At 34.4% G+C, this 25,165-nt stretch carries 22 protein-coding genes; 16 read left to right on the forward strand and 6 right to left on the reverse strand.

Going from position 1 to position 25,165, the window contains the following annotated elements; all coding sequences use genetic code 11:
- Positions 1–121 precede the first annotated feature (121 nt).
- Complete coding sequence (gene gldA, locus Q4566_RS11015) at positions 122–1,018, reverse strand: gliding motility-associated ABC transporter ATP-binding subunit GldA (RefSeq protein WP_303421103.1); 897 nt, start codon at positions 1,016–1,018, stop codon at positions 122–124.
- A 336-nt stretch (positions 1,019–1,354) separates the two neighbouring features.
- Here gldA and Q4566_RS11020 point away from each other — a divergent pair, with 336 nt between their 5' ends.
- From Q4566_RS11020 to Q4566_RS11090, 15 genes are all read left to right on the forward strand, one after another.
- Entirely contained in the window at positions 1,355–2,182 is an 828-nt protein-coding gene (locus tag Q4566_RS11020; protein ID WP_303421106.1) for a prephenate dehydratase, read from the forward strand.
- Entirely contained in the window at positions 2,179–3,324 is a 1,146-nt protein-coding gene (locus tag Q4566_RS11025; RefSeq protein ID WP_303421108.1) for a pyridoxal phosphate-dependent aminotransferase, read from the forward strand. Before Q4566_RS11020 ends, Q4566_RS11025 begins: the two co-directional genes overlap by 4 nt.
- Positions 3,325–3,326: 2 nt before the next feature.
- A complete protein-coding gene (locus Q4566_RS11030) occupies positions 3,327–4,178 on the forward strand; it encodes a prephenate dehydrogenase (protein WP_303421110.1) in 852 nt (283 codons plus the stop codon).
- A gap of 9 nt (positions 4,179–4,187) precedes the next feature.
- Positions 4,188–5,270: a bifunctional 3-deoxy-7-phosphoheptulonate synthase/chorismate mutase type II gene (locus tag Q4566_RS11035; protein ID WP_303421112.1), complete on the forward strand. Its 1,083-nt coding sequence runs from the start codon at positions 4,188–4,190 to the stop codon at positions 5,268–5,270.
- Between the two features lie 145 nt (positions 5,271–5,415).
- A complete protein-coding gene (locus Q4566_RS11040; protein WP_303421114.1) occupies positions 5,416–5,946 on the forward strand; it encodes a hypothetical protein in 531 nt (176 codons plus the stop codon).
- Positions 5,947–6,377: 431 nt separating this feature from the next.
- Positions 6,378–9,701, forward strand: a complete 3,324-nt coding sequence (locus tag Q4566_RS11045) for a bifunctional proline dehydrogenase/L-glutamate gamma-semialdehyde dehydrogenase (RefSeq protein ID WP_303421116.1) — start codon at positions 6,378–6,380, stop codon at positions 9,699–9,701.
- 140 nt (positions 9,702–9,841) lie between these two features.
- A complete protein-coding gene (rsgA, locus tag Q4566_RS11050) occupies positions 9,842–10,792 on the forward strand; it encodes a ribosome small subunit-dependent GTPase A (protein WP_303421118.1) in 951 nt (316 codons plus the stop codon).
- Positions 10,789–11,241 (forward strand): D-aminoacyl-tRNA deacylase, encoded by a 453-nt coding sequence (gene dtd / locus Q4566_RS11055; protein WP_303421119.1) that lies wholly within the window; start codon positions 10,789–10,791, stop codon positions 11,239–11,241. The genes rsgA and dtd overlap by 4 nt, the downstream gene beginning before the upstream one ends.
- On the forward strand, positions 11,241–11,786 hold the full coding sequence (locus Q4566_RS11060; protein ID WP_303421121.1) for a metal-dependent hydrolase: 546 nt from the start codon (positions 11,241–11,243) through the stop codon (positions 11,784–11,786). Before dtd ends, Q4566_RS11060 begins: the two co-directional genes overlap by 1 nt.
- The gene (locus Q4566_RS11065; protein WP_303421123.1) at positions 11,752–12,078 is read left to right on the forward strand and encodes a nucleotide pyrophosphohydrolase; all 327 of its coding nucleotides are present in this window, start codon (positions 11,752–11,754) and stop codon (positions 12,076–12,078) included. The genes Q4566_RS11060 and Q4566_RS11065 overlap by 35 nt, the downstream gene beginning before the upstream one ends.
- A gap of 36 nt (positions 12,079–12,114) precedes the next feature.
- Positions 12,115–13,338 carry a 3-phosphoshikimate 1-carboxyvinyltransferase gene (locus tag Q4566_RS11070; RefSeq protein ID WP_303421125.1) on the forward strand — a complete coding sequence of 408 codons (1,224 nt, stop codon included), beginning with the start codon at positions 12,115–12,117 and terminating at the stop codon, positions 13,336–13,338.
- A gap of 79 nt (positions 13,339–13,417) precedes the next feature.
- Positions 13,418–14,467 carry a tRNA preQ1(34) S-adenosylmethionine ribosyltransferase-isomerase QueA gene (gene queA, locus Q4566_RS11075; RefSeq protein ID WP_216065949.1) on the forward strand — a complete coding sequence of 350 codons (1,050 nt, stop codon included), beginning with the start codon at positions 13,418–13,420 and terminating at the stop codon, positions 14,465–14,467.
- Between the two features lie 121 nt (positions 14,468–14,588).
- Entirely contained in the window at positions 14,589–15,629 is a 1,041-nt protein-coding gene (gene rlmN / locus Q4566_RS11080) for a 23S rRNA (adenine(2503)-C(2))-methyltransferase RlmN (RefSeq protein ID WP_303421130.1), read from the forward strand.
- A 47-nt stretch (positions 15,630–15,676) separates the two neighbouring features.
- Positions 15,677–16,654, forward strand: a complete 978-nt coding sequence (locus Q4566_RS11085) for a polyprenyl synthetase family protein (protein WP_303421132.1) — start codon at positions 15,677–15,679, stop codon at positions 16,652–16,654.
- An 86-nt stretch (positions 16,655–16,740) separates the two neighbouring features.
- Complete coding sequence (locus Q4566_RS11090) at positions 16,741–17,994, forward strand: DUF2254 domain-containing protein (RefSeq protein WP_303421134.1); 1,254 nt, start codon at positions 16,741–16,743, stop codon at positions 17,992–17,994.
- Between the two features lie 36 nt (positions 17,995–18,030).
- On the opposite strand, the gene Q4566_RS11095 is transcribed toward Q4566_RS11090, so the two are convergent.
- Genes Q4566_RS11095 through Q4566_RS11105 form a run of 3 tightly spaced genes read right to left on the reverse strand, consistent with a single transcriptional unit; the run spans position 18,031 to position 21,377 of the window.
- Positions 18,031–18,987 (reverse strand): transglutaminase family protein, encoded by a 957-nt coding sequence (locus Q4566_RS11095; RefSeq protein ID WP_303421136.1) that lies wholly within the window; start codon positions 18,985–18,987, stop codon positions 18,031–18,033.
- A gap of 6 nt (positions 18,988–18,993) precedes the next feature.
- The gene (locus Q4566_RS11100) at positions 18,994–19,920 is read right to left on the reverse strand and encodes an alpha-E domain-containing protein (RefSeq protein WP_303421137.1); all 927 of its coding nucleotides are present in this window, start codon (positions 19,918–19,920) and stop codon (positions 18,994–18,996) included.
- Positions 19,921–19,934: 14 nt separating this feature from the next.
- Positions 19,935–21,377 (reverse strand): circularly permuted type 2 ATP-grasp protein, encoded by a 1,443-nt coding sequence (locus Q4566_RS11105; protein ID WP_303421139.1) that lies wholly within the window; start codon positions 21,375–21,377, stop codon positions 19,935–19,937.
- 258 nt (positions 21,378–21,635) lie between these two features.
- Here Q4566_RS11105 and dnaG point away from each other — a divergent pair, with 258 nt between their 5' ends.
- The gene (gene dnaG / locus Q4566_RS11110) at positions 21,636–23,594 is read left to right on the forward strand and encodes a DNA primase (RefSeq protein WP_303421141.1); all 1,959 of its coding nucleotides are present in this window, start codon (positions 21,636–21,638) and stop codon (positions 23,592–23,594) included.
- On the opposite strand, the gene Q4566_RS11115 is transcribed toward dnaG, so the two are convergent.
- Together Q4566_RS11115 and nadE are read right to left on the reverse strand one after the other, a co-directional pair.
- Positions 23,589–24,218 carry a response regulator transcription factor gene (locus Q4566_RS11115; protein ID WP_303421143.1) on the reverse strand — a complete coding sequence of 210 codons (630 nt, stop codon included), beginning with the start codon at positions 24,216–24,218 and terminating at the stop codon, positions 23,589–23,591. The two genes, dnaG and Q4566_RS11115, sit on opposite strands and share 6 nt — an antisense overlap.
- Before the next feature lie 102 nt (positions 24,219–24,320).
- Entirely contained in the window at positions 24,321–25,109 is a 789-nt protein-coding gene (gene nadE, locus Q4566_RS11120; protein ID WP_303421144.1) for an NAD(+) synthase, read from the reverse strand.
- Between the last annotated feature and the right edge of the window lie 56 nt (positions 25,110–25,165).

Genomic DNA, 25,165 nt, shown 5'->3' on the forward strand with positions numbered 1-25,165 from the left:
TATTTCATTTTTGACGTAAATGAATCAATTTAAGTTGCTAAAGGATTATTTTCCTTTCGCAAAATTAGTAGGTAGTTGTTTGGATAAAGATGACTTTTGTCATAATCGGAATTTAAGGTAGTTATTCTGAGGTTAAATTCCTAAAAAGAGATTCTAAACTGGCGTTTTTTTGATTAAGCTGAAGAATCTTTAATTCGTTGTCATGCGCAAAGTCGAAAACATGTGAGCGCATATCCTGTGTGGTTTTAAAGGTGATTTCATAAACAAAATCGTATGTATTAACAACGCTTTCCACTTTTGGTAGTTTCAGTAGGAAGGCATTTTCCACGCGGTAATCAAATTCTACGACAACCACTTGTTCGGCTTCGTTTCTAAGGTCTTTTAAGTTTTTATCGGCTACAATTTCACCTTTATTAATAATGATAACCCGATCGCACATGGCTTCAACTTCCTGCATAATATGTGTAGAAAGAAAAACCGTTTTTGTTTTCCCAATAGTTTTTATGAGGTTTCTAATGTCAATTAATTGGTTGGGATCTAACCCTGTGGTAGGTTCATCTAAAATAAGTACATCGGGATCGTGTAATAAAGCATTCGCTAAACCAACGCGCTGGCGATACCCTTTAGATAATTGTCCGATTTTTTTATGAGCTTCAGGAGTTAAGCCGGTTAGGGCAATCACCTCATTAATGCGTTGCTTGCTAATTTTGTAAACTTGGGCATTAAAATCTAGGTATTCCTTAACGTATTGTTCTAAATATAAAGGGTTGTGCTCAGGAAGATATCCCACGCTTTGCTGTACCGCTTTAGGGGTTGTAGTCACGTCGAAACCATTAACTAACGCTTGGCCGCTATTAGCCTTGATGTAGGTGGTTAGAATTTTCATTAAAGTGGATTTTCCGGCACCATTCGGACCTAAAAAACCAACAATTTCGGGCTTTCCTACATGAAATGAAATGTTATTAAGGGCTTTCTGATTTCCGTAAAGTTTTGAGACACCGAGGACTTCAATAGACATAATTAAATTTATTTATTCAAAAATAAATGAATATATAATGTAAAGGAAGTTTTACTGTAAAATCTTTAAAACTTTTAATTAAACTGTAAAAAATATTTTATTGTGTTTTGATTTCTCGAAATAATAATTACTTTAGCGCCGTAATTATGACAACAACAGTATATTATACATTTTTTAACAACTATTTCTTTTTTAGCAAAAGAAACGAGGCGTTGTATGTATAATTTATAAACATAAATTAATGATATGAGTCTCGATGAAAATCGAGACTTTTTTTTGTCTAAAGGATTACAGAACAAAGTGCTAAAGTTTTAGAAATTAATAAAAACTGAAAAATTGATTAAAACAGTTGCCATACAAGGCGTAAGAGGATCTTTTCATCATATTGTTACCCAGCAATTTTTTGATAATCCGGTAGATTCTATTGAGTGTATGACATTCGATAGGGTTGTTGATTCTTTAATCACGAAAGAAAGTGATGCTGGAGTTATGGCTTTAGAGAATTCCATTGCGGGGTCTATAATTCCTAATTACGCGCTAATTGATAAAAATGAGTTGCATATTGTTGGAGAGCATTATTTAGATATTCAACATAATTTAATGGCGCTTAAAGGGCAAAGTATTGTAGATATCAAGGAAGTGTATTCACATCCTATGGCTTTATTGCAGTGTAAACAATTTTTTAGAGCTTACCCTCATATAAAGTTAGTTGAAGATAAAGATACGGCCGAAGTGGCACAGCGTATTCAAGAGAATCAACTTAAAGGTATTGGTGCTATAGCAAGTGTTGCAGCGGCTCAAATTTTTGAATTAGATATTCTGGCAGAAAGTATTCAAACGATAAAAAATAACGAAACCCGTTTCGTTATCGTGAAGCGTAAGAATTCGGCAGTTCCAGAAAGTGAAATAAATAAAGCTTCAGTAAAATTTGAAGCCAACCATAAACGCGGAAGTCTCGCGGCAATCCTAAATGTTATGAGTGATTGCCGATTGAGTTTAACAAAAATTCAATCGTTACCAATTATTGAAACACCTTGGAAATATGCTTTTTTCGTAGATGTTACTTTTGATAGTTACGAAGATTTCAAGAAAGCAAAAGCACTTATAGAAATTATGGGTGATGCTTTTAAAGTGTTAGGAGAATATAAAAATGCGAAGTTATGATTGAAGTAGCAAATCGGTTACAGACGGTTGAAGAATACTACTTTTCTAAGAAATTAAGAGAAGTAGGTGCGCTCATTGCGAGCGGTAAACCAATTATCAGTTTAGGAATTGGAAGTCCAGATATGGCACCTCCGGCAGAAGTTGTGGAAGCGATTTCTGAAAGTTTTAAAAGTCCGAACGCGCATAAATATCAAAGTTATCAAGGTTTACCAGAGCTTCGTGAAGCCATGGCTCATTTTTATAAAACACAGTTTAGCGTAACTTTAGATCCGGCAAACGAAATTCTTCCTTTAATGGGAAGCAAGGAAGGCATCATGCACATTTCTATGGCTTACTTAAATGAAGGTGATGAAGTTTTAATCCCGAATCCTGGGTATCCAACCTATCAATCGGTTACTAATTTAGTAGGTGCTAAAGGTGTGCTGTATAATTTGGATGCTGAAAACAATTGGATGCCAGATTTTGAAGCTTTAGAAAAGTTAGACTTGAGCAAAGTGAAGCTGATGTGGGTAAACTACCCGCACATGCCAACGGGAGCAAAACCATCGGAAACCGTATTTGAAGATTTAGTAGCTTTTGCAAAACGTCATAATATTTTAGTTGTAAACGATAACCCGTATAGTTTCATATTAAACGATGCGCCTAAAAGTTTATTAGAAGTTGAAGGTGCTAAAGAGGTGTGTTTAGAGCTTAACTCTTTAAGTAAAACCTTCAATATGTCTGGTTGGCGTGTTGGTATGGTTATGGGATCGGCAGAACACATTAATAATATTTTAAAAGTAAAAAGTAATATGGATTCTGGTATGTTTTTCGGCATACAAAAAGGAGCCATTGAAGCTTTAAAATGTTCAGACGAATGGTATTCAGAACTGAATAAAGTATATGAGGTACGTCGTAAATTGGTGTGGCAATTAGCAGATGCCTTAAACTGTACTTACGATGAAAATGCTTCAGGATTATTCATTTGGGCTAAATTGCCAGAAGGTGTAAAATCGGAAGCTTTTATAGATAAAATTTTAATTGAAAAAAATATTTTCATCACACCTGGAACCGTTTTCGGAACTCAAGGTGAAGGATATATTAGGTTTTCATTATGTGCAACAAGTGTTGCCATTAAAGAAACCATAGCAAGAGTAAAATAAGTATGAAAAATATATATGCAATAGGTGTTGGTTTAATAGGGGGAAGTCTTGCTATAGATATTAAAAAGAATAATCCAGAGGCGGTTATTCATGGTATTAGTAGAAAAGATGGCACGCTTAATAAAGCACTTGAGCTTAATATAATTGACAAAAAAGCAACTTTAGACGATCTTGAAAATGCCGATTTGGTTATTATTTCTATTCCTGTTGATGCTACCGTAAAATTACTCCCTACAATTTTAGATAAAATATCTGATACGACATTGGTTGTAGATGCGGGTTCAACTAAAGTAGATATTTGTAAGGCCGTAGAAGATCACCCAAGACGAAGAAATTTTCTTGCCATGCACCCCATTGCAGGTACAGAGCACTCTGGGCCAACAGCAGCATTAGCTGGTTTGTTTGTAGGGAAAACAAATATTGTTTGCGAGGTTGAAAAAACAACGTTTAAACTTCAAGAGAAAGCTTTGAAGTTGTTCACAGATATCGGGATGCGTATTCGTTATATGAACCCTGAAGCACACGATAAACATATAGCTTATGTGTCGCACTTATCGCACATTAGCTCGTTTATGTTAGGTAAGACGGTTATTGAAAAAGAACGTAACGAACGTGATATTTTCGATATGGCGGGCAGTGGATTTGCATCTACTGTGCGTTTGGCAAAAAGTTCGCCAGAAATGTGGACGCCAATTTTTAAGCAGAATAAAACCAATGTTATTGAAACATTAGAAGAATATATTAACAACCTTACTAAATTTAAAGAATTCATGCAAAAGGATGATTTCGATGCTATTTTTAGTGAGATGGAAAGTACAAATCATATCAAAGAAATTTTAAAAGGAATTAGTTAAGCTAAAATTATGGAAAACAACAAAGAAATGAGAAAGTGGTTAGATGATTTAAATTTAGATCATCCACTAGTAATTGCAGGACCTTGTAGTGCTGAAACGGAAGAGCAAGTTTTAAAAATTGCGCATGAGTTAAAAGATACCGATGTTACTTATTTTAGAGCAGGAATCTGGAAACCAAGAACACGTCCGGGAATGTTTGAAGGTGTTGGTGCATTGGGCTTAAAATGGTTACAGAAAGTGAAAGCAGAAACAGGGATGAAAATCTGTACGGAAGTTGCAAATGCAGCGCACGTAAAATTAGCTTTAGAACATGATGTTGATTTATTATGGATTGGCGCGCGTTCTACAGTAAGTCCTTTTATCATGCAAGAAATTGCAGATGCTTTAGAAGGAACAGATAAGCCTGTATTAATTAAGAATCCAGTAAATCCAGATTTAGCCTTATGGTTAGGTGGTATCGAAAGAATCTACGCGGCTGGAGTGAAAAATATTGGAGCGATTCATAGAGGTTTTTCAACTTACGAAAAAACGAAATATAGAAACAACCCAGAATGGCAATTGGCTATTGAGTTTCAAAATAAATACCCAGACATTCCTTTAATTAACGATCCGTCGCACATTACAGGAAAAAGAGATATGATTTTTGATGTGTCTCAGTCAGCTTTAGATTTAAACTTTGACGGATTAATGATTGAAACACATTACGATCCAGAAAATGCATGGAGTGATGCTGCACAGCAAGTGACACCTTCTACTTTAGTTCAAATTATGAGAGATTTGAAAATTAGAAAAGAAACAAATGCTGAAGCAGATTACACAAATGCTTTAGAGAACTTAAGAGCTCAAATTGACGTTGTTGATAATCAAATTATAGAATTATTAGGAAAACGTATGAAAGCTGCCGATGGTATTGGTCAGTTGAAAAAAGATAAGAACGTTGCAGTTCTTCAATCGAAACGTTGGAATGAGATTTTAGGAAAAATGGTTATTGAAGGAGAACAATATGGTTTAAGTGAAGAATTCATTTTAAAAATGTTCAAAGCAATTCACCAAGAATCAATTAATCACCAAGAAAAAATTCTTCAATCATAATCAATTGATGATAATACTATTTAAAAGGCCTTCCAATTTGGAAGGCTTTTTTATGCCCAAAGTTTATGTTTTTTTTAATTAGGCTTATTATTTCTAAGTTTTATGATTAAATTAGTTGAGCTATTTTTATCTTAAACCATGTATTATGAAAAACGTTTTACTTCTCTTAATTGTTTTTTTCTTTTTTTTAGTAAAGCTTTCCGCACAGGAAAACAGCGAATTTGAAGTAAGTGAAGAGAAAAATCAAATAAACTTTGTTATTGGTTACACGCATATTCCAAGTGCTTTTGAAAACGGGAAGATGGAAGATCCTGTTTTTGTGCCAACCATAGGTATCGATTATTTTAGAAAACTAAATGAAAAATGGGTATTAGGAGCAATATTAGATTTAGAGCTTGCCGATTATTTAGTGGAATTTAATAGAGGCGATTTAGAGCGGAATAAAGCGTTTTTAATTGGTGCTGTAGCAGGTTATGAACTTTCTGAAAAATGGTCAATTATGGCCGGTCCAGCGATTGAATTTGAAGATCATAAAAACTTGTTTGTTATGCGCCTTGCTGTAGAATATAAAATTGACATTGGAAATTCTTGGTTGTTGTTGCCTGCTCTAAATTATGATTTTAAAGAGGAGTATAGCTCTTGGGGGCTAAGTTTTGGGCTGGGGAAAAAGTTTTAACCTTTTTCAAAGGTCAGTATACCAGTATTTTGCTTGATCAAGTTTTCTTTTGATTGTTTTCTATGTTTAAATACTTAAATTGAATTTCATAACCTATTCTATATATAAATGCTAGTCACTTTTCTGTTAAAGTTGTTTTTAAAGATATGTTATTAATTAGTGTTGTTTCGGGTTGTTTTGTTTTAAAAATTCATAAAAAACCTGTCTTTATATTTCATATTAACTAAAAAATTTAAATTTTTGTTAATATTTTTTTAGGGTTAATATCTTAATCATAAAAGTTCTTTATTTGCGGCCTAAGTACTTAGGTTTGTCATGTAGAATATTTACTTTATAAAATCTAAGAATTTTAATAGAAGATTCTAACACCCTTATTCTAATAACCATCATCACAATTGGCCTTACAGCCCATTTTTAAATTGATAAACTATATGGATAGAACGACTGAAAACACATTGAAGCTCGCAGAGAAACTGCAGTCAAATCAAGGTTCTGCTAAGAAAAATCCTTTTGCAGATCGACTTAAAACTATTATAGACGAACCTGAAAGCAAACACTTTTTAATCCAGATGATGGATGTTGCTTTTAGGTCTAAAAACTATAAAAAAGTGGCGGGTCACGTAATTTATTTGTTAAATACAAAAAAGAATTACGAATCCTTGTTTACGCCAGTTGAAAATGCCTTGTTAAAGTCGTTTACCGTAGTTGGAAAAGTAGTGCCTTCATTAAGTGTGTCTATCATGCTTAAAAAAATTCAGGCGACTTCAAGTGATGTGGTGTTTTTTATCAATAGTAAAAAGTTTAAAAAGCACGCGCAAAAACGAAAAGAACAGAAGATCACCTTAAACGTAAACCTTATTGGTGAAGCTTTAATTGGTGAAGACGAGGCTCAGAAAAGAATTTTAGGCTATTTAGCCTTGCTTAACAGAAAAGATGTGAATTACATCTCAATTAAGATTTCTACCATCTTTTCTCAAATTTCATCCTTAGCGCACGAAGACACTGTTGAAAAACTTTCCATCAGGTTGGCTATGTTCTATGATGAAATCTTAAGGATTGAAAAGGAAACTGGCGTTCAGAAGTTTGTTAACCTCGATATGGAAGAGTATAAGGATTTAGAAATCACTTTCGATGTGTTTATTAAAACCTTATCCTTACCAGCCTATAAAAATATTAGAGCGGGAATTGTGCTACAGGCTTATATCCCTGAAATGATTCACTATTACCGAAAGTTATATGCTTGGGCGCAAAAAAGAGTAAATAATGGCGGGTCATGTGTGAAAGTGAGATTGGTGAAAGGTGCCAATATGGAAATGGAAATGACAGAATCCTCAATAGAAGATTGGCCATTAGCAACGTATAGCACAAAGCCTGAAACCGATGCAAATTACAAGAAAATATTATCAGAAATGCTTACTTCAGATTCGGCTAGAGTGGTGAATGTTGGCGTAGCTTCGCATAATATTTTTGATATTTCTTATGCCTTAAATTTGGTAAAAGAAAACGAATTAGAAGACTGTGTTGATTTTGAAATGCTAGAAGGTATGGCCAATCAAACCGTTGATAATTTATTAGCTGAAAAAGTACATTTATTATTATATACCCCAACTGTAAAAGAAAACCAATACAATGCGGCCATCGCTTATCTAGTAAGAAGACTAGATGAAGGTACGCAGCCTGGAAACTTTTTAAAGGAAGGTTACGACTTAGAAGTAGGGTCTGAGAAATGGCATGAATTAAAAGATGAATTTTTGTATTCACTTTCTTTGATGCAAAATTTAGATACCACGCCTAATAGAAAACAGGATAGAAATACAGAAGTGCCTCAAATTATGGAAGGTTTCCATAATGTACCAAACACAGATTGGAACTTACCGCAGAACATTGAATGGGCTCAAAAAATTAGAACCGATTGGGAAACGCCAGAAAATATTATCGGAAAAACAATTCCTGTTGTTGGCGATTTAGATGATATTGAAAGATACACTGTAAAAGTAAATAACTGGTCTGGTACCCCGCCATGGGATTACGAAATGTCTTTAAAAGAAGATTACCAAAAAGCGATTGATAATCCTAGTGAATGGCAAGACTACTCGGTAGAAAAAAGAGCAGAATTATTGAAAAAGGCTGCTGTAGAAATTGAAAAAAGTAGAGCAGATTTAATAGGTGTTGCCGTAGCAGAACTTGGTAAAACCGTAAAAGAAGTTGATGTTGAGGTTTCTGAAGCCATTGATTTTGCTAACTTTTATGCTGAAAGTGCTTTAGATATTGCTAAAGAGTTTACAAGTGACGATGTGGGTGTAAATTTAGTATTATCGCCATGGAATTTCCCTATTGCTATTCCTATTGGTGGTGCTTTAGCGTCTTTAGCCGCAGGTAAAAAGGTGATTTTAAAACCTTCTACTAATGCTTCAGCGTGCTCGTATTTAGTTTGTAAATGTTTATGGGAAGCAGGAATTCCTAAAGATGCCTTGTACTTTTTGCCTTGTGAAGAAGCTATTCTTGATGATTTTTTAAGTACTGGGAATATTTTCGATGCTGTTATTTTAACGGGAGGAACAGATACAGCACACTTCTTATTAGAAAGAAATCCGCAGTTAAACTTATACGCAGAAACAGGCGGAAAAAATAGTACGATAGTAACCAGTTTAGCTGATAAAGAACAGGCTGCTGTCAACATTGTACAGTCTGCATTTGGTAATGCTGGGCAAAAATGTTCTGCAACGTCTTTATTGATTTTAACTGAAGATGTGTTTAACGATAAAGAGTTTAGAGCGTTATTGAAAGATGCTGCAAAAAGTAAAACTTTTGGTAATCCTTGGGATTATTCTACTGAAATTGGTCCGCTAGCCGTACAGTTATCAGAGAAATTAAAACATGTTATTCGTAATACACCGGATGACCAATGGTTAGTGAAGCCTAAATTAAACGGGAATCACATGTTAACTCCTGGGATTGTTTGGGATGTGACTACCGAAGATTATCCGTATCAAAATGAATTATTCGGACCAATACTTTCTGTAGTGAAAGCTAAAGATTTAGAAGATGCCGTAAATATTGCTAATAATGTTGATTATGGTTTAACAGCTGGTTTAGAATCTTTAGATGATAACGAAATCAATTATTGGAACACGCATATAGAAGCTGGTAATAAATATGTTAACAGATCTACTACGGGAGCCATTGTGCAAAGGCAACCCTTTGGAGGTATTAAAGCCTCTTGCTTTGGTTTTGGTATGAAAGCCGGTGGTATCAATTATGTGCTTCAGTTTACAAATATTAACTCTAAAGTTACAGACTGGAAAGCCGATTATCAAAAATGGTACGACGCCTTGTTTAGTAAAAAAATAGATTATGTAAACCTACGTGGTCAATCTAATATTTGCAGTTACAATACCTACAAGGAAATTTTATTATTTTATGATGTACACACACCTCAAAAGCATATTGATAAAATTGAATACATCGCAGAATTTTTAAATATTCCATTAATAAAGGATACTTGTGGTAATGCATTGAAACATCATCCTAAAGATTTTACCTGTGTTAGAACTTTGGGTGTTTTATCCGATCACTTCTTAATTAGATGTCATCAAAATGCCATTCATGTATATAAAGATGAACCAAGAAATAGCGGACGAATAGAATTGCTTAATTATTTAATTGAGCAAAGTTATTCGCATAACTACCACCGTTACGGAAACTTAATGGGTGCTGAATATAACCCAAATGAGAAACCTAGATTTTATGAATAAAAAGACTTTATAATAAAGTCAAAATTTATAGTAAAACCTCGAAACCCTGTTTCGAGGTTTTTTTTTGAACAGCGATAAGAAAAGATTATTGTGCACTCTTAAGCTTAAAAGTTGTTAATTTGCAGTATTAGAGTTTATAAATGACAGGACAAGTATACAAATCTACAGGCAGCTGGTACACGGTAAAAAATGACTTAGGACATACCTATGAGTGTCGTATAAAAGGGAAATTCCGCTTAAAAGGTATAAAAAGTACCAACCCCATTGCAGTTGGTGATCTTGTCGATTTTGAATTAGAAACAGATAACAATCAAGAGTCTGGAGTTATTCATAATATTCATGACCGAAGTAATTATATCGTTCGAAAATCTGTAAATCTATCTAAGCAAACGCATATCATTGCGGCTAATTTAGATCAGGTTTTTTTAATGATAACCATCAATAATCCGCCTACCCTTAGTAGTTTTATAGATCGTTTTTTGGTAACTGCAGAAGCTTATTCTATAAAAACCGTTTTACTTTTCAATAAAATAGATGTATACGACCAAGAAACACTGGATGAGGTAAGATACCTAGCGCATATCTATCGAAAAATAGGATATGAATGTATTGGTGTTTCAGCGATAACAGGCAAGAATATCGATAAGGTTAAGGCGCTTATGAAGGATAAGGTAAGCATGTTTTCTGGGCATTCTGGTGTAGGTAAATCGACACTTGTAAATGCTATAGAACCAACATTAAATATTAAAACAAAAGCCATTTCCTCTCAGCACATGCAAGGACAACATACAACGACTTTTGCTGAAATGTTCGACTTAGATTTTGGAGCTAAAATTATAGATACGCCGGGAATTAAAGGTTTTGGTGTTGTTGATATGGAAAAGGAAGAAGTTGGTGATTACTTCCCTGAAATATTCAAGCTAAAACAAGACTGTAAGTTTAATAACTGCCTTCACGTTAAAGAACCGCATTGTGCCGTAAAAAAAGCACTAGATAACGATGAAATAGAGTATTCACGTTATCGTAGTTATTTACAAATTATTGAAGGTGAAGACGAGCATTACAGAACAGATATTTGGGATAAGGAATGAAAATAGTTATTCAACGTGTTTCTAAGGCGAGTGTAACGATTGAAGGAGAGAAAGTTGCAAGTATCAATCAGGGACTTCTAATCCTTTTAGGGATTGTTGCTGAAGACACTTCTGAAGACATCAAATGGCTAACCAATAAAATAGTGAATCTTCGTGTTTTTGAAGATGATCATGGTGTTATGAATAATTCGCTTAAAGCTTTAAATGGCGATGTTATTGTGGTAAGTCAGTTTACTTTACATGCAGGTACAAAAAAAGGAAACCGTCCAAGTTATATAAAAGCAGCAAAGCCAGATGTGGCTATTCCATTGTACAATGACTTCGTAAAACAACTTCAACAAGATTTAGGGAAACCTGTGCAAACCGGTCAGTTTGGCGCCGACATGAAAGTCGAACTACTAAACGACGGACCAGTAACCATTATCATAGATTCTAAAAACCGAGAATAATGGCATCTATATTTGGTCATGGTGTTGTGGGATATGCATTAACAAAATTAGTAGATCAGAAGGATCTAAAATGGTTGCTTTTTGCAGCTATATTTTCAACTGTTTTGCCTGATTTTGATGTTGTCGCTTTCCGTTTAGGAATTCCTTATGAGCATGCTTTAGGGCATCGCGGACTTACGCATTCTATTTCATTTGCCTTTTTTTGGGCACTGTTTCTCATGTTAACTTTAGGAAGGAAAAATAAAATCATTTGGTTTTTTGTTGTTTTATGTTCTACACTTTCTCACGGGGTTTTAGACGCTATGACATCTGGCGGAAAAGGGGTTGGGTTCTTTATTCCTTTTGATAATTCACGCTATTTTTTTCCGTTCCGACCTATAAAAGTATCACCAATTGGAGTAGATCGCTTTTTTTCAGAATGGGGATTGAAAGTGCTTTATAGTGAATTTGTTTATATTGGACTCCCATGTATTATAGTTTTAGTAATTTTATATGCTTATAAAAAATATAATGGACATAAAAAACGCACAATTAATAGTAGATGAATGGATTAACGAGCACGGTGTTCGTTACTTTAATGAACTTACAAATATGGCGCAACTTACCGAAGAGGTAGGAGAGGTGGCGCGTATTATTGCTAGACGCTATGGCGAACAGAGTGAAAAGGAAAGTGACAAGGGTAAAGATTTAGGCGAAGAATTAGCCGATGTTTTATTCGTAGTGCTGTGTCTAGCCAATCAAACAGGAGTAGATTTGCAAGGAGCATTCGATAAAAGAATGGACAAGAAAGCAAAACGAGACCATGATAGGCATCATAATAACGAAAAATTAAAGTAAATTTACCGCTTCTTTAAAAAAGAAATTTTCTCGAATATGCACTTTACACTTCAAAAATCTAAAATAGCAAAACAATCATCTGTTCAAATTACTGGTTCTAAAAGTGAATCAAATCGATTGTTATTGCTTCAAGCTTTATATCCAGAATTTAAACTGGAAAATGTTTCAAATTCAGATGATAGTAACTTAATGACAGATGCTTTAAGTTCATCTGAAACTGTCGTTGATATTCATCACGCAGGAACCGCTATGCGTTTTTTAACGGCATATTTCTCCATTCAAGAAGGTCGTGAAACCGTAATTACGGGATCGAAGCGTATGAAGGAGCGTCCAATTAAAATATTGGTAAGTGCTTTAAAAGACTTAGGAGCTAAAATTAGTTATGTTGAAAACAAAGGTTTTCCTCCTATAAAGATCAAGGGTAAAAAGCTCTTGAACAATAAGGTGTCTTTAAAGGCCAATGTAAGTAGTCAATATATTTCAGCTTTGTTGTTAATTGCTTCAAAACTTGAAAACGGTATAGAGTTAACTTTAGAAGGTGAAATTACTTCAGTACCTTATATTAAAATGACTTTAGCTTTATTAGATGAAATTGGTGTTAAATCATCATTTGAAGGTAACGTGATCACGGTAAAACCAAATACAGAAAAATTAACTCCCAAAACCTTAACGGTAGAATCCGATTGGTCTTCGGCCTCTTATTACTTCAGTATCGTTGCTTTAAGCGATATTGGTACAGAAGTTACAATATCATCTTATAAAGAAAATTCATTACAAGGCGATTCAGCTTTAATTGAAATTTATAAAAACTTTGGTGTTTTTGCTACTTTTAATGGAAACGCTTTAACGATAAAAAAGGAAAGAGTAGGTGAAGAACGTTTGCATTTAGATTTAAGAAATGCACCAGATATCGCGCAAACGATCGCAGTGTCTTGTTTTGCCCTAGGAATGCCATGCTATTTAACAGGATTACATACTTTAAAAATTAAGGAAACCGATAGATTGGTAGCCTTAAAAACTGAAATTGAAAAATTAGGTGGAGAGGTAAGAATTACTGATGAATCTTTACATTTAAAGGCATCAAAAGATTTTAATAGTTTAGTGCCTATTGCAACGTATAACGACCATAGAATGGCTATGGCATTTGCACCAATGGCTTTAAAAGTGCCAATTATTATTGAAGATGCGATGGTGGTTTCAAAGTCATACCCAACGTTTTGGGAAGACCTTGAGGCTATAGGGTTTCAAATAACTAAATAATAATCACGTATTTACTTGACAAGGCCTATTCTCAGATTGTATATTTGCAGCTTTCTCATAAAAATAATAAACAACACCTATGAAATTATCAAACTTCGGTTTCGAATTACCTGATGAATTATTAGCAGAATTTCCTGCTGAAAATAGAGATGAATCTCGTTTAATGGTTTTAAATAGAAAAGAGCAAACTATTGAACATAAAATGTTTAAAGATTTAATCGACTATTTTAAAGAGGATGATGTTTTAATTCTGAATAACACTAAAGTTTTTCCAGCGCGTTTATATGGTAATAAAGAAAAAACTGGAGCGAGAATTGAGGTTTTCTTATTAAGAGAATTAAATGAAGAGCAACGCCTTTGGGATGTTTTGGTAGATCCGGCACGTAAAATAAGAATTGGTAACAAGCTTTATTTTGGTGATGATGATACCTTAGTTGCTGAGGTTATTGATAACACCACATCAAGAGGACGTACTTTGCGTTTCTTATATGATGGGTCTTACAGAGAGTTCCGTTTAAAATTAAATGAACTAGGAGAAACACCACTTCCTAAATATATTAAAAGAGATGTGCAACCAGAAGATGAAGAGCGTTACCAAACGATTTTCGCTAAAAATGAAGGCGCTGTAGCAGCACCAACTGCTGGTCTTCACTTTTCAAAACACTTATTAAAACGTTTAGAAATTAAAGGTGTTAATTTTGCTGAAGTGACTTTACACGTTGGTTTAGGGACTTTTAATCCAGTTGAGGTTGAAGATTTATCGAAACACAAAATGGATAGCGAAGAACTTAAAATTGATGAAAAAGCGGTAGGTATCGTTAATAAAGGAATTGAAGAAAAACGTCGTGTTTGTGCTGTAGGTACAACCGCTATGCGTGCTATTGAAAGTGCGGTGTCTTCAAGTGGTCGCTTAAATGAAATTGAAGGGTGGACCAATAAATTTATCTTTCCTCCATATGAATTTAGCATCGCTAACAGTATGATTACAAACTTTCATACGCCAAAATCAACATTATTAATGATGGTTTCTGCATTTGCTGGTCACGATTTTATGAAACGTGCTTACGACGAAGCTGTAAAAGAAGGTTATAAATTCTATAGTTATGGTGATGCGATGTTAATCATCTAATTTGGAAAAACGTTAAAATATAATAAGAGCCTCTTTTTTAGGGGCTCTTTTTTTTGTACACGATGAATGTATTCATTTCAAATCTGTATTCTAATTTGCTTTCACTATTTTTGCAACTCTTATGGCAACAGGAAAAAAAGACATACGCGCATTAACTAAAGAACAACTTCGAGATTTCTTTGTAAAGGGAGGTGATAAAGCCTTTCGTGGCAATCAAGTTTACGAGTGGTTGTGGCAAAAAGCAGCACATACTTTTGACGATATGACGAATATTTCAAAAGCAACACGTGATATGCTTGAAGCAAATTTCGTTATCAACCACATTGAAGTGGACACCATGCAACGCAGTAACGATGGTACCGTAAAAAATGCAGTACGATTACATGATGGATTAATCGTAGAATCCGTTTTAATCCCAACAGCTACGCGTACTACGGCTTGTGTTTCCAGTCAGGTGGGCTGTAGTTTAGATTGTAAATTTTGTGCAACAGCGCGTTTAAAACGCATGCGGAACCTCAATCCAGATGAAATTTACGATCAGGTGGTTGCTATTGACAATGAAAGTAGATTGTATCATAACCGACCTTTAAGTAATATTGTTTTTATGGGTATGGGAGAACCACTCATGAACTATAACAATGTAATTAAAGCCATTGATAAAATTACCTCTGAAGAAGGTCTTGGCATGTCCCCAAAGCGTATCACGGTTTCAACTTCTGGAGTGCCAAAGATGATTAGAAAGATGGCCGATGATGAGGTGAAATTCAATTTAGCCGTGTCATTACACTCGGCTATTGACGAAGTGCGTACATCTATTATGCCTTTCAATGAAACCTTTCCTTTAGAAGATTTACGAGAAGCTTTAGAGTATTGGTACTTAAAAACCAAACGTAAAATAAGTTATGAATATGTCGTTTGGAACGGTATTAATGACAGCCAAAAAGATATTGATGCCTTTGTTAAGTTTTGTAAATACGTGCCATGTAAAGTCAATATCATTGAATATAACCCTATTGATGATGGAGAATTTCAACAAGCTACCAATGAGGCCTTAGAAAATTATATTTCAACTTTAGAAAAAAATAGAATTGTGGTGAATGTGCGTCGCAGTCGCGGAAAAGATATTGATGCGGCATGCGGACAATTAGCGAATAAAACGTAAAAAATTATTTTCTATCACTTATATTTGAATACTCATAATTCCAGCGTTTGAAAATAGTAGAGCAAATTAAACAACCTATAGCCTTTGAAATGGAACTTTTCGAACAAAAGTTTCTGTTGTCAATGTCTAGTAAAGTCGCTTTGCTTAACCGAATTACCACCTACATTGTAAATAGAAAAGGGAAGCAAATGCGCCCAATGTTTGTGTTTTTAGTGGCTAAAATGGTGTCCAATGGGGAAGTAAGCGAACGTACTTATCGTGGGGCTTCAGTTATCGAACTCATTCACACCGCTACTTTAGTGCATGACGATGTGGTGGATGATAGCAACCGTCGTCGCGGCTTTTTCTCTGTAAATGCGCTTTGGAAAAATAAAATTGCTGTTTTAATTGGTGATTTCCTGCTTTCAAAAGGGCTCCTTTTATCTATTGATAATAACGATTTTGATTTACTGAAAATCATATCGATTGCTGTTCGCGAAATGAGTGAAGGTGAATTGCTTCAAATTGAAAAAGCACGTAAACTTGATATTACTGAAGCTGTTTACTACGAAATTATTCGTCAGAAAACAGCAACCCTAATTGCAGCATGTTGTAGTTTGGGAGCCGCTTCCGTAAAGCCAGATTCAACTCATGTTGAAACCATGCGTAAATTTGGGGAACTTATTGGTATGGCCTTCCAAATAAAAGATGATTTATTTGATTACGGGAGTGCCAAAATAGGAAAGCCTACCGGTATTGATATCAAAGAGCAAAAAATGACCTTGCCTTTAATTTATGTGCTCAACCATGCTTCTAAAGCAGATAAAAAATGGTTAATCAACTCCATTAAAAATCATAATAAAGACACGAAACGTGTTAAAGAAGTGATTGCTTTTGTGAAGGAAAACGGGGGTCTAGACTATGCTGTTGAAAAAATGAAGCAGTTTCAAAATGAGGCGCTTCAGCTGTTAAATACTTACCCAAGTTCCGAATTTAAATCTTCGCTAGAACTTATGGTCAACTACGTGATCGACAGGAAGAAGTAGCGATAGAATCTTGTCGTATCAATAAATTGCGTAAATTCATAATTGGTGTTTTGTAAATTTTCGTATCTAATTGTGTTCCAAAAACTATGAAAAACAAACTTATTATTTTTATCCGTAGAATTCGAGAGCATTTATGGTTCAGGCCATTACTGTTTTGTTTGTTGTCGGTAGCTGCGGCTTTATTTGCACATCAAGCGGATGAAACGCCTCTAAATGATTTGGTTCCAGAAATACAAACAGCATCTATAGAAGATCTTTTAGATATTTTGTCGGCGAGCATGTTGGTGATCGCCATATTTGCTGTAGGATCCATGCTTTCAGCTTATTCGGCTGCAGGTAGAACCGCAACGCCAAGATCATTTAGAATTGTTATTACCGATGATGTTTCTCAATATGCACTTTCAACTTTTATAGGAGCATTTATATTTAGTATTGTGGCTACAGTAGCCTTAGAAAATGGTTATTATAATAAGGCTGGAAAGTTTATACTCTTTATCATCACTTTAGTGTTTTTTACAGCAGTAATTCTCGTTTTTTTAAGATGGGTAGATCGTATTTCACGATTAGGAAGATTAGAACACACCATTTTACAAGTTGAAGAAGTTGCTATAGAATCGTTATCAAATTATATTAAAAATCCGCTACGAAAAGGGGTACCCATAATTGATGACTTTAAAAATGGAAAACCTGTGTTTGCCCATTCTACGGGATATCTTCAAAACATAAACATGGAGCGTTTGCAGGAATTGGCAGAAACGTTCGATTTAAGAGTTCGATTAAATTGTTTACCAGGTAAATTTGTAAATGAAAATTTAGAAATCGCCTTTGTGAGTTCAAATAGTAAAATAGATATTTCTGAAGTATCTAAAAAGATAAACGAAGCTATTGAAATTGGGCATACAAGGTTGTTTGATGAGGATCCAAGGTTCGGATTAATTACCTTAACGGAAATTGCCAGTAGGGCTTTATCACCTGGCATTAATGACCCTGGAACAGCCATTCAGATTATTGGTAGCCATGAACGACTCTTTTTTCTGTGGAATGATAGAAATGAGGAAAAATTAGAAAATAAAGTGGTTTACGACCGTGTAGAAGTTCCTGAAATAGAGATGAACGATTTCTTTGATGATGCTTTTAAACCTATTTCTAGGGATGGTTCTGGATTTATAGAAGTGATGTTGCGTATGCAAAAGGTATTCTCGTCATTAGATACTATAAATCATTCCGAGATTAAATCGGCTTCAAAAAAACATTCTAAATATGCATTTACTAGGGCAGTAGCCTCTATTAACGTGGAAGATGATCTTAAAATTTTAAAAAAAGTAGCTTTGTTTAAATAATAAATATTCCTTTAGAAAACCATAAACGTTAAAGGTTTATTGCTGTTGTTGCTGGTTTGGTATGTTTTGAAGACTTTGCCTATAGCTATTGCGGTGTGTAACGTGTTCGCCTTCATTAGAAGGGTAAGACTTGTTGTTACCAATGCTTTTCGTGGTATTAATTTCAACTTTTACAAATAGGTCTTCTTCAGATTGACCTGAGTAAACGCCTTTTACAGGTGTACAATCTTTAAAATTTCTGCCAACAGCAAGTCGTACATGGTATTGGTTAGCTATAATATTATTTGTAGGGTCGAGTCCTAGCCAACCATAAAATGGAATGTAAACTTCTACCCAAGCATGTGTAGCACCTTCACCTCTAGAGTTATCATCATTAGGACAGATATAACCACTAACATAGCGTGCAGGAATGTCTAGCATTCTAACCAATTGAATGAGTAAAATGGTGAAGTCTTGGCAAACACCCGCTTTTAAAGTCCATATGTCATTGAGATTTGAATCCACATTCGTTATGCCTTGAATGTATTTAAAGTTGTTAAACACATAATCACAAAGCGCCATAGTGGCTTTAAACGGCGTCAAGCGACGTAAATCATGGGAATCTATAAGATTAGAAATTTCATGAGTGCCGTCAAAAGGTTTATGGTTTAAAAAATCCATAAACAGTGGACTATATTTTAACTGCTTGTAAGTATCCCATTGTTGTTCCAACGGTGCTTGATCCTCAGGAAGTGCTTTTTCAAAAGTTACGGCTTCAACTTCAGAGATGATAGATAATTGATTGTGTGGTTCAATAATCATGAACGTGCCAACGGTATTGCCATAGAAATCCTTGCGGGTCTCAATGGTAGGGTTATTTGTAATACTTAGGGTATGCGATGGAATATTTTGATACTCATCTTGAATGGGATGAAGCATCATTTGACTAGCGGCATCATAAACTGAATCACTATAGTTGTATTCTGTAATGTGTTTTATATAAAATGTTGGCATAATTGTTTAGGTTATTTCTGAAAAATAAATCTTGTTTATACTCTTTGATATGTCATGAATATCCTGTTTAATTTCGTTTATAAAATGCTCGAGACCTTGTTTGTTAATGCTTTCTATGGTTGTGTATTTAATGGTGCTTTCAAGTTTTCCTAAAGAAAATTCAATGTAATTTTTGTCAAGCTGACCGCCTTCAATAAGTTTACCTACACTAAGGTTTAATTTGTTCACACAGTAATACAATGACCTTGGAAATAGTTTTTCTTGAAATACCATGGAAATAATATGGTCCTCCTTAAAAGCTGATTTATATTTTTTTAAATATAACTGATAGCCTCCCATAGATAGTAGCAGGTTTTTCCAATAAAAACTTTGCTCTAATTTATCTGTTGTTTTTGCTATTTCAGTAAGTTTAAGTTCTGTGAAATCTGAAACTAAAATCATACGTTCTAGAAACTTTCCTAAATTCAGGAAATAATAGGGAGCACCACGTTCTTGCGTGATATCCATAATACCGTAAAACATCAAATGGTAGTTTCTAAGGTTGTCTAGAAACTCAATAGGGTCTTCGTTTTTAAGTTTTTTACGTAAACCTTTTTTGGTTAAAAATAGATAATAATTGTTAACACAAATCCATAGCTCTCTAGATATATGCTCTTGAACACTTCTGGCATTTTCTCTTGCTCTTGTAACAATGTTTAAAATCGAATTGGCATTATCTCTATTGAATATCATGAAATCTAAACATTCTACAGTATTTTCAGTGTAAAATGTGTTGTTGTAATCGGTGTAGTTTTTAATAATTGGTGTCCACGGAAAAAGCTCGGGCGAGTCTTGATTGGCATAAAAATTTACCTTAAGTAAACTCAATATGCCATTACCACGCTCCATGTACCGTTCTAACCAAATTAAATTATTTGCTACTCTGCTAAGCATATTTTATGTTTTAATTATTGAATAACCCAGGTGTCCTTGCTGCCACCACCCTGCGAACTGTTTACAACCAACGAGCCTTCTTTTAAGGCAACTCTAGTTAAACCACCCGGGGTAATATCTATGCCATCTGGGCCTGTTAATGCAAATGGTCTTAAATCAATGCACCTAGGAGATAATACGCCATTAATACAGCAGGGTGCTGTGGATAAGCTTAATATGGGTTGCGCAATGAAATTTTCAGGTTTTTTATTAACGGTATCGATGTAATCTGCGATTTCTTCATCTGATGCTTCGTGCCCCATAAGCATGCCGTAACCGCCACTACCATCAGTTTTTTTTAACACCATTTTTTTTATGTTTTCTACAACATAAGCATAGTCTTCAGAATTGGCTAACTGATATGTTTTTATGCTCTTTAAAATAGGTTCTTCATTTAAATAGTAACGAATCATGTCTGGCACATAAATATAAATGGCTTTATCGTCTGCAATTCCGGTTCCTGGCGCATTTACAATATTAACATTGCCCTTTCTATAGGCAGCCATAATCCCAGCGACACCCAACGCGCTAGAGGCGTTAAATTCTAAAGGGTCTAGGAAATCATCATCAACGCGTCGGTAAATCACATCCACGCGTTTTAGGCCGCTTGTGGTCTTCATGTACACCACGTGATCTTGAACAACTAAATCACTACCTTCTACAAGTTCAATACCCATAAGTCTCGCCAAAGTGGTGTGTTCATAATATGCTGAATTGTAAATTCCTGGTGTTAAAAGCACAATGTTTGGGTCGCTATGATTCGACAGTGCTTTAAGCTTCTTGTATAATAAATTAGGATAGTCTGATACTGGTCTGATACCATTTTTAGGCAATATGCCAGGAAAAATACGTTTTGAGATTTCTCTATTTTCAAGCATGTAACTCACACCCGAAGGGGTTCGTAAATTATCTTCGAGCACGTAAAATTCACCATCGCTGTTTCGTATTAAATCGACACCAGCAATATGCACATAAATATCATGTGGCACTTTTACACCTTTCATTTCGCGAAGAAAATATGGGCAGGAATAAATGAGTTCCGCAGGGATAATGCCATCTTTAATGATAAACTGATCGTGGTAAATATCCTTAATAAATAAGTTTAACGCTTTTAAACGTTGCTTAATCCCTATATCGATGTGTTCCCATTCGGAAGCTGTTATAATTCTTGGAACAATATCAAAAGGAAAAATCTTCTCGACACCTTCATTGTCATTATAAACTGTAAAAGTGACACCCTGACTCATAAATAATTGCCTAGATAATTCTTCCTTTTTGTATAATACTTTGGTAGAGGTGTTTCTTAAGTAATTGTTTATGATTTCGTATTGAGAGCGAATGTTGGATGTTTCGCTGTACATTTCATCCCAAGTGTTTGGAAGTAATTGGTATGAAGAAAATAATTGTTTGTTCGTCATCAGCTTCACTTTTTTTAAAGATACTTAATTTTGAATTAAATGCAATGAATTCTAATGTTATCAAATAATTAATCTATAAAAACTAAAAAACACTGCAAATAATATTTGAATACATGGTTTTTAGATATGAATTTTATGAATATTATATTTTAAGAGCTTGAATTATAGTAGAAACTGTTATTATGAATGACCATTGTTTATGCTTAATTTTGCAATCGGAATTCTTTAATTTTTTATTTTAATTCATAAAAATATACTTTGATATCACCTTCTTCCATAGACCAAATTTTTGAAACTGCTCGTGTAGAGGAAGTTATTGGCGATTTTGTGCAATTAAAAAAAGCGGGGAGTAATTTTAAAGGATTAAGTCCTTTTAGTGATGAACGCTCGCCAAGTTTTATGGTGTCTCCTGTAAAACAAATTTGGAAAGATTTTTCAACAGGAAAAGGGGGGACTGCCGTGTCATTTTTGATGGAGCATGAACATTTTACCTACCCGGAAGCCTTAAGGTATTTAGCGAAAAAGTATAATATTGAAATTGAAGAAACGGTACAATCCGACGAGCAAAAGGAGAAAGCAAACGAAAAAGAAAGTTTGTACCTGGTAAGTGAGTTTGCTAGTGAATATTTTAAAAACGTATTGCATAAAACCGATCAAGGCAAGTCTATCGGGCTCAGTTATTTTAAAGAACGTGGCTTTACGGAAGAAACGATTAAAAAATTCGACTTAGGGTATTCTTTAAATGAATGGCAAGCTTTTACCGATGAAGCCTTGAAAAAAGGGTATAATATAGATTACCTAGCTAAAACTGGGCTTACCATAGTTAAGGAAGATAAACGTTTTGATCGCTTTAAAGGCCGTGTGATGTTTCCTATTAAGAGTATGAGCGGACGTGTTTTAGGGTTTGGAGGGCGAATACTCATCACTGATAAAAAAGCAGCGAAATACGTAAATTCACCAGAGAGTGAAATTTATTATAAAAGTAAAGTTTTGTATGGTATTCACTTAGCCAAACAAAGTATTGCAAAGGAGGATAATTGTTTTTTAGTTGAAGGCTATACCGATGTGATTCAGTTTCACCAAACAGGTATTCACAACGTGGTGTCGTCATCAGGAACGGCTTTAACTTCAGAGCAAATTAGATTAATTAATAGGCTTACAAAAAACATTACGGTGCTTTTTGATGGTGATGCTGCAGGTATGCGTGCCTCGCTTCGTGGTATCGATTTAATTCTTGAGCAGGGTATGAATGTTCGGGTGTGTACTTTTCCGGAAGGTGAAGACCCTGATAGTTTTGCTAAACAAAATACACTTGATGAATTAGGAACTTATTTGAGTGAAAACGCTAAAGATTTTATTCAATTTAAGGCTTCTGTATTATTCGAAGAGTCTAAAAATGATCCTATAAAAAAGGCTGAAACGGTAAGAGATATCATTACCAGTATTTCTAAAATACCTGATCGTATTAAACAAGAAATTTATATTCAAGAATGTGCTCGAATCATGGATATTAGTGAAGAAGTACTATTCACTACTTTAGCACAGCTTGATAAGAAGGAAACCCAAGAGGAAAACAAAAAAGCACAATCTGAACAAAAGGCTTTTCAGGTAATAAAGCATGAAGAACCACAACAGAAGGTTGATGTCCAATATCTTTTAGAGCGAAAAATTATTGAACTTTTATTGCTTTACGGTAGTAAAACAAAGGATTTTGAAGATCTGGTTTTTAAGGAAAATGAAAAAGGTGAGTTGGAGTTGGAACCTGTGATTCAACAAGCTAAGGTTTTTGAAAAAATATTTTTAGATCTGCAAGATGATGAAATGGAGTTTAGTAATCCGCAATTCAAAATACTTTATTACACGATTATAGATAGGTTAAATCAAGATGCAGAGTTTGAGCTTAAAACTTTTGTGAATTCAGTAGATCAAGATATGGCCAACGAAATCACGACCATTTTAATGGAAGATGAGCGTTATAGCCTGGACGATTGGAATCGTATGGATATTTTTCCTAAAGAAAAGGAAGTCACTATTGCTCAAATAGTAAGTGAAACGATTTTGAGTTTACGTTGTTTCTTAATAGATCAAAAAGTAAAAGGCTTCCAACAGGAAACCTTACATAACAAAATAGACACGAATAGAAATATACTTGAAGAAGTAAAAGACTATTCGAGTCTAAAAATGTTGTTGTCAAGAAAACTTAACCGGGTTTTATAACTCCTGCGTTAATTTTGCTTGATTTACTAAATCTACCAAGTTGGTTACTTTTAATTTACGCATTAAACGTGCCTTATAAGTACTAACTGTTTTTTCGTTTATATCTAATTCCTTAGATATTTCTTTGTTTTTCTTACCAATAGTTAGAAGTTTTAATACTTCAGATTCTCTGGTTGAAAGTTTCTTGTAAAAAGCACCGCCTTTATTTACTCGTGATCCAAACGCTAATTGTTGCGTTAAATCGTTGCTTAAGTAAATACCGCCATCGTGAACTTTCATTATAGCCTCATTAATGGTTATCACATTAACAGATTTGTTTAAATAACCTGCAGCGCCAGCTTTTATGGCGTTAATGGCATAAACCTCTTCTGGTTGAGCACTAAAAATAATTGTTTTAATGTCCGGGTAGTCATTCTTTAAATAACGTAAAACTGTTAATCCGTTTAATTTCGGAAAATCAGTTTCAGTTAGAATAATGTCTACTGGATTTTTCTTTACAAATTCAAGGATGGCCTCGCCATCGTCTACGCTACCAACAATATTAATGTTAGGAGATGCAGAGAAAAGTACTTCGAGTCCCTTTCTTGTAATTGGATGATTGTCTGCTATTAATAAATTTATCATAATATAAGAGAGCTTTTTTAAATATAACTAATTAGAGAGCAAGTTATATTGAGAGATTAAGCTTACTGCAAAAGTAATGATTTTTTACATTAATTGCAATTCTTATGATAAATTTGTAGGTATTTCACAGATAGGTATAGGAATCATTTTGTGTTTGTTAGCATTATTTAAACGTTTGTAAATGCTAAATACCTCGTGTTCTCTGTCAGAAAAGTCGCTTAAAACCTTGCCTTCCGCGGCTTTTTGCATCGCCCATTCAAGTTCAGGATAGGTGGCTCCAATTTGATCTTCATCACTTCTGGCATCACCAAATAATCCATCACTAGGGGTTGCATTTAAAATCGATTCTGGTACATTTAAGGCTTTTGCTAATTCAAAAACGTCAGATTTCATCAAATCGGCAATCGGACTTAAATCAACACCGCCATCGCCATATTTTGTGTAAAAGCCAACTCCGAAGTCTTCAACTTTATTTCCTGTTCCAGCAACAAGTAAACCGTATAATCCGGCATAGTAATATAAAGTAGTCATACGTAAACGCGCTCTTGTGTTGGCCAATGCCATATCAACAGTGGCTTGGTCGCCATCAAAAAATACTTCGGTTTTAAATTCTTCAAAAACAGGCGTTAGGTCGGTACGTGTATCACTTACATTTTCAAAACGCGCTTTAAGCTGTGCAATGTGTTCTTGAGCTCTAGAAACATGACTTTCCGCTTGATGAATAGGCATTTCAATACATAAAACATTTAGCCCCGTTTTAGCACATAATGTTGAGGTTACAGCAGAATCAACTCCACCAGAAATCCCTATTACAAAACCATTTACTCCAGCTTTAGTTGCGTAATCTTTTAGCCAATTTACAATGTGATCAATTACTTTTTCTGTTTGCATTTTAAATGAATTTAAGTCAAAGAATAGTACCTTTGCAAACAAAAATAACCCAAACA

Origin of the sequence: Tamlana sp. 2_MG-2023 (genome assembly GCF_030548465.1) — a bacterium.
GTDB lineage: Bacteria > Bacteroidota > Bacteroidia > Flavobacteriales > Flavobacteriaceae > Pseudotamlana.

What these genes read in the sequence shown, in the direction of transcription:
- gldA (WP_303421103.1), bottom strand. Translation starts at nt 1,018, where the DNA reads ATGTCTATTGAAGTCCTCGGTGTCTCAAAACTTTACGGAAATCAGAAA.
- Q4566_RS11025 (WP_303421108.1), top strand. Translation starts at nt 2,179, where the DNA reads ATGATTGAAGTAGCAAATCGGTTACAGACGGTTGAAGAATACTACTTT.
- Q4566_RS11030 (WP_303421110.1), top strand. Translation starts at nt 3,327, where the DNA reads ATGAAAAATATATATGCAATAGGTGTTGGTTTAATAGGGGGAAGTCTT.
- Q4566_RS11035 (WP_303421112.1), top strand. Translation starts at nt 4,188, where the DNA reads ATGGAAAACAACAAAGAAATGAGAAAGTGGTTAGATGATTTAAATTTA.
- Q4566_RS11040 (WP_303421114.1), top strand. Translation starts at nt 5,416, where the DNA reads ATGAAAAACGTTTTACTTCTCTTAATTGTTTTTTTCTTTTTTTTAGTA.
- Q4566_RS11045 (WP_303421116.1), top strand. Translation starts at nt 6,378, where the DNA reads ATGGATAGAACGACTGAAAACACATTGAAGCTCGCAGAGAAACTGCAG.
- rsgA (WP_303421118.1), top strand. Translation starts at nt 9,842, where the DNA reads ATGACAGGACAAGTATACAAATCTACAGGCAGCTGGTACACGGTAAAA.
- dtd (WP_303421119.1), top strand. Translation starts at nt 10,789, where the DNA reads ATGAAAATAGTTATTCAACGTGTTTCTAAGGCGAGTGTAACGATTGAA.
- Q4566_RS11060 (WP_303421121.1), top strand. Translation starts at nt 11,241, where the DNA reads ATGGCATCTATATTTGGTCATGGTGTTGTGGGATATGCATTAACAAAA.
- Q4566_RS11065 (WP_303421123.1), top strand. Translation starts at nt 11,752, where the DNA reads ATGGACATAAAAAACGCACAATTAATAGTAGATGAATGGATTAACGAG.
- Q4566_RS11070 (WP_303421125.1), top strand. Translation starts at nt 12,115, where the DNA reads ATGCACTTTACACTTCAAAAATCTAAAATAGCAAAACAATCATCTGTT.
- queA (WP_216065949.1), top strand. Translation starts at nt 13,418, where the DNA reads ATGAAATTATCAAACTTCGGTTTCGAATTACCTGATGAATTATTAGCA.
- rlmN (WP_303421130.1), top strand. Translation starts at nt 14,589, where the DNA reads ATGGCAACAGGAAAAAAAGACATACGCGCATTAACTAAAGAACAACTT.
- Q4566_RS11090 (WP_303421134.1), top strand. Translation starts at nt 16,741, where the DNA reads ATGAAAAACAAACTTATTATTTTTATCCGTAGAATTCGAGAGCATTTA.
- Q4566_RS11095 (WP_303421136.1), bottom strand. Translation starts at nt 18,987, where the DNA reads ATGCCAACATTTTATATAAAACACATTACAGAATACAACTATAGTGAT.
- Q4566_RS11100 (WP_303421137.1), bottom strand. Translation starts at nt 19,920, where the DNA reads ATGCTTAGCAGAGTAGCAAATAATTTAATTTGGTTAGAACGGTACATG.
- Q4566_RS11105 (WP_303421139.1), bottom strand. Translation starts at nt 21,377, where the DNA reads ATGACGAACAAACAATTATTTTCTTCATACCAATTACTTCCAAACACT.
- Q4566_RS11115 (WP_303421143.1), bottom strand. Translation starts at nt 24,218, where the DNA reads ATGATAAATTTATTAATAGCAGACAATCATCCAATTACAAGAAAGGGA.
- nadE (WP_303421144.1), bottom strand. Translation starts at nt 25,109, where the DNA reads ATGCAAACAGAAAAAGTAATTGATCACATTGTAAATTGGCTAAAAGAT.